Source organism: Streptomyces sp. NPDC059853 (genome assembly GCF_042731495.1).
In the GTDB taxonomy this organism is placed as follows: Bacteria; Actinomycetota; Actinomycetes; order Streptomycetales; family Streptomycetaceae; genus Streptomyces.
This window is the reverse complement of record NZ_JBHWJL010000462.1, coordinates 1-2,680: the sequence shown is the minus strand read 5'-3', so window position 1 is coordinate 2,680 and position 2,680 is coordinate 1. Positions and strand designations below refer to the sequence as shown.

Genomic DNA, 2,680 nt, shown 5'->3' with positions numbered 1-2,680 from the left:
GGCCGTCGCCGGGGACCTCGCCCGTTTCAAGCACCCGCGCGCGGTCCGGCTGCTCGACACGCTGCCGCGCAACGTCATGGGCAAGGTCCAGAAGGCCGCGCTGCGCGAGCGCTACCGGGACCTGTTCACCGGCGCGGCGGACGCCTGACCCGCCCACCGGCCCGCCCCTCACCCACCCCACCTCACCCACCCCACCCCCTCATCCTTCCGGTCTCTCAGTGTGGAGAAGACGATGGTCCTCTATGGAGTAGCGGCGCTGGCGCTGTGCACGCTCGCCGGCATGCTGGCCGGCGAAGCACTCGCCGTGCTGCTCGGCGTCGACGCCAATGTCGGCGGCGTCGGGTTCGCCATGATCCTGCTCATCCTGGTCACCCACCAACTGCGCCGCCGGGGGAAGTTCCCCCAGGTCACCGAGCAGGGCGTGCTCTTCTGGAGCGCGCTGTACATACCGATCGTGATCGCCATGGCCGCCACCCAGAACGTGGCCGAGGCGATCGACGGCGGGCCCATGGCGATCCTGGCCGGCCTCGGCGCGACAGCCGCCGGTGCCGCTCTGGTGCCCGTGCTGGCCCGGATCGGCGAACCCGCCGAACCCCTGCCGCCGGTGGACGGCGCCGAGCGGCAGGAGGTCTGAGATGGATCGCTTCACCGGTCTCCTGGAGAACTACGGCCTGCTGGTCGCCTTCGTCCTCATCGGCACCCTGATGCTGGTCTCCCACTGGCTGTCCGCCAAGCTCACCCGGGGCCGGCTCCAGGGATCGGCGATCGCCATCCTGCTCGGGCTGATCCTGGCCTACTGGGGCGGCAAGGCCACCGGCGGTTCGCACGGGCTCGCCGACGTCACGGTCCTGTCCGGGCTGGGCCTGATGGGCGGCGCGATGCTGCGCGACTTCGCCATCGTCTCCACCGCCTACGGTGTCGACCTCCGCGAGATCAGACGAGCGGGCCTCGCCGGGGCGCTCTCCATCATCCTCGGGGTGCTGGTCTCCTTCGCGGTGGGAGCCGTGATCGCCGCGCTCTTCGGCTACACCGACGCCGAGTCGCTGGCGACCATCGGGGCCGGGGCCGCCACCTACATCGTCGGTCCGGTCACCGGCACCGCCGTGGGGGCCGGCTCGGACGTGATCGCGCTGTCGGTGGCCGCCGGTCTGGTCAAGGCGGTGCTCGTCATGATCGCCACCCCGGTGGCCGCCCGGCTGATCGGCCTGGACAACCCCAAGTCCGCCATGGTGTACGGCGGCCTGATGGGCACCACCTCCGGCGTCGCCGGAGGGCTGGCGGCGACCGACAAGCGGCTGGTCCCGTACGGCGCCATGACCGCCACCTTCTACACCGGCGTCGGCTGTCTGCTCGGCCCCTCCCTGCTGTACGTGACGCTGCGGGCCGTCGTGGGCGGCTGACCCCGGCCCGTCCCGCGCCCGGTCCCCCCCGCCGGGCGCGGGGCGGCGCGGTCACCGCGTCGCGCCCGCCCGGTCCCGGCCGGGGACGCGGGGGGCGTCAGTGACCGGAGTGACCGGACGGGTCGTGGTCCCCGTCCGCGCCGGCCGCCACGTGGTGGTGCTCGTAGTCGGGGATGGTGCCGTCCGGCCGTTTCACCAGCAGCAGGCCGGCCATGCCCATGTCCGAATGGCTCTGCACATGGCAGTGGTACATCCACGCGCCCGGGCCGACGCCCTCACCCGCGATGATCTGGAAGCCGAACGAGTCGCCGGGACCGGTGATCTTGTTGTCGACGATGCGGCTGGTGTCGTCCGGACCCTCCAGCAGCCCGGTGCGGTTCTCCGCCCAGCGGTGTCCGTGGATGTGGAAGGTGTGGTACAGCTCGCCGTGGGTGATCGAGATGATCTCCACCCGGTCGCCCATCGTCACCTCGAAGTCGGGCCCCTGGCGCAGGTTGTTGGTGAGCATGTCGTTGAAGACGATGGTGATCGTCCGGTCCGGCAGCACATCGCCCGCGCGCCGCACCACCAGCGCCCCGTAGAGCCCGTTGCGCACCCCGGCCGTTCCGTGGTCGGTGCCCACGGTGTGGTCGTGGTACTGCCAGTACCCCGCGCTGCCCGAGCGCCAGGTGCCGTCCGCGCGGCGGCCCGGCGCGTGCGAGCGCCAGGTGTACGTGCGCTTGCCGCCCGGCGGCACATGGGAGCGGGTCATCCGGGTGCCGTCGCTCGATATCTCGTAGTCCACCCCGTGCACATGCAAACTCGCGTCCACGTCCATGAGGTTCTCGACCTCGATGTGCAGGGTGTCGCCCTCGACCATCTCGATCAGGGGGCCGGGCACCGTCGCCTTGCCCGGCGCGGTGCCGTAGCCCATCCGGCCGTCCGGCAGCCGCTCCATGTACAGCTTCAGGTTCCGCACCTGCTTGGTCGCCTGTGCCGTACGGGCCGTCACCGACCCGGTGGCCGCGGCACCCGCCGGGGCGGTGGCCGCCGTCAGGGAGGCGGCGCCGGCCAGCGCCGCCGCTCCCCAGAAGACCGACCGCCGGCCCGGGCCGCGCCCCCGCCCGGCCGGTTCCCCGGATTCACTCGCCCCATTGCTTCCGTTACCGACCGCCACGGCATCCATCGGCACAACTCCTTGCAACTGTGACACCAGTTCGAGCACGAGCCGCCGCACAACATAGCCGTCCCCGGGGACTTTATCCAGATCATGACAAAGTTTCGCGAGATCGGTCCAAAGG

At 71.5% G+C, this 2,680-nt stretch carries 3 protein-coding genes; 2 read left to right on the top strand and 1 reads right to left on the bottom strand.

The window, feature by feature from the left end; genetic code table 11:
- Nucleotides 1–220 precede the first annotated feature (220 nt).
- Nucleotides 221–634 (top strand): malonate transporter subunit MadL, encoded by a 414-nt coding sequence (gene madL / locus ACFV5N_RS26740; protein ID WP_385604792.1) that lies wholly within the window; start codon nucleotides 221–223, stop codon nucleotides 632–634.
- A 1-nt stretch (nucleotide 635) separates the two neighbouring features.
- Entirely contained in the window at nucleotides 636–1,400 is a 765-nt protein-coding gene (madM, locus tag ACFV5N_RS26735; RefSeq protein WP_385604789.1) for a malonate transporter subunit MadM, read from the top strand.
- A gap of 97 nt (nucleotides 1,401–1,497) precedes the next feature.
- Here madM and ACFV5N_RS26730 read toward each other — a convergent pair whose 3' ends face one another.
- The gene (locus ACFV5N_RS26730; protein WP_385604786.1) at nucleotides 1,498–2,565 is read right to left on the bottom strand and encodes a multicopper oxidase domain-containing protein; all 1,068 of its coding nucleotides are present in this window, start codon (nucleotides 2,563–2,565) and stop codon (nucleotides 1,498–1,500) included.
- Nucleotides 2,566–2,680 lie beyond the last annotated feature (115 nt).

What these genes read in the sequence shown, in the direction of transcription:
- ACFV5N_RS26730 (WP_385604786.1), bottom strand. Translation starts at nt 2,565, where the DNA reads ATGGATGCCGTGGCGGTCGGTAACGGAAGCAATGGGGCGAGTGAATCC.
- madM (WP_385604789.1), top strand. Translation starts at nt 636, where the DNA reads ATGGATCGCTTCACCGGTCTCCTGGAGAACTACGGCCTGCTGGTCGCC.